At 66.9% G+C, this 1,147-nt stretch carries 2 protein-coding genes; both read right to left on the bottom strand.

Going from position 1 to position 1,147, the window contains the following annotated elements; genetic code table 11:
• The gene (locus tag ACIQ7M_RS40900) at positions 1-558 is read right to left on the bottom strand and encodes a transposase (RefSeq protein WP_403654263.1); all 558 of its coding nucleotides are present in this window, start codon (positions 556-558) and stop codon (positions 1-3) included.
• Positions 555-1,094 carry a winged helix-turn-helix domain-containing protein gene (locus ACIQ7M_RS40895; protein ID WP_403654260.1) on the bottom strand — a complete coding sequence of 180 codons (540 nt, stop codon included), beginning with the start codon at positions 1,092-1,094 and terminating at the stop codon, positions 555-557. Before ACIQ7M_RS40895 ends, ACIQ7M_RS40900 begins: the two co-directional genes overlap by 4 nt.
• Positions 1,095-1,147: the final 53 nt, after the last annotated feature.

The raw sequence follows: 1,147 nt of genomic DNA, 5'->3' as shown, positions 1-1,147 counted from the left end.
CTACTGACCTTTTCGGACTGCCTTCGGGTGGTCTGGGGTGAGGGTCAGTCCGGTCTCGGTGAGGCAGCCGTCGATGAGTTCGGGATGATGCTGGATATGGGCGAGTCCTCGGCGGAGGGTCCGGGTGAGGTGGTCGGGGTCGGTAAAGGCGGTGTTGGCCATCCACCCGCGCCGCAGCAGGGACCAGATGCCTTCCACGGGGTTCAAGTCCGGGCTGTAGGAAGGTAGCTGGACGATGGTGAGCCATTCGTGGCCGGCCGCATACTTCCTCATCCCGGCGGCACGATGGGTGTTCAAGTTGTCCCAGACGACCACGATCGGGGAACCGAGCTGCAGGTGAGCCCGCACCAGGAGGTCACGGTAGTCCTGCCAGGCAAAGCTCTTGCGTGCTCCTTTGAGGAGCGAATGGAAACGGGGCCGGTAGATCAGCCGGGACCTCTCGCCGGGCCGATAACAGCACAGCGCGGCGACCGAGATCCGCCGTCGGGAGCGTCCACGAACTCGGACCACCGGAGTGTGTCCGCGCCGGCCCCACGTGCGGGCGCGTGGCGGCGTCATCGCGAACCCGGCCTCGTCCTCGAAGACGATGAAGGCTCCGAGCGCCGCCGCGGTGCTTCCACCTGCGGCCACACGTCCTTCTTCCAGAGCCCGACCGCATGCTCGTCACGCTCCAGCGCACGACGGGCCGGACTCTGCCACGACCAGCCGTGACGGTGTAGCAGCCGCCACACTCCCGCGATCGAGCAACTGACCTGGAACCGGCGGCCGATCAGCGCCTGGACGCGTTCCAAGGTCCACCGTTGATCTTCCCAGCCGTGTGCGGCCGGCCCTCTGGCCAGCTCCTTCTCCAGCAGGGCGAACCGTTCGTCCGACAGCTTCGGCAGCTTCGCGGGCCCCTTCGACCTCAGCCCCTCCATACCGCCCTCACGCCAGTCACGGCGCCACTGCTCGATTGAACGCTCGCTCACCCGCAAGTCTTTGGCGATGTCCGAGGTTCTGTCACCTCGTACGAACCTCTGCCCGGCCTCCAGCCGGATCCCCTCCCGCGCAGCCCGCCGCTCAGCAGTCAGGCCCCCACCATCCGCGTACCGCATAACACCGGCATACCGCAGGGATCACCCAACGTCACCACCCGAAGGCAATCCGA

The organism is Streptomyces sp. NPDC096324 (genome assembly GCF_044763015.1).
Lineage (GTDB): Bacteria > Actinomycetota > Actinomycetes > Streptomycetales > Streptomycetaceae > Streptomyces.
The sequence above is the reverse complement of the archived record's forward strand: the minus strand, read 5'-3'. Positions and strand labels throughout refer to the sequence as shown.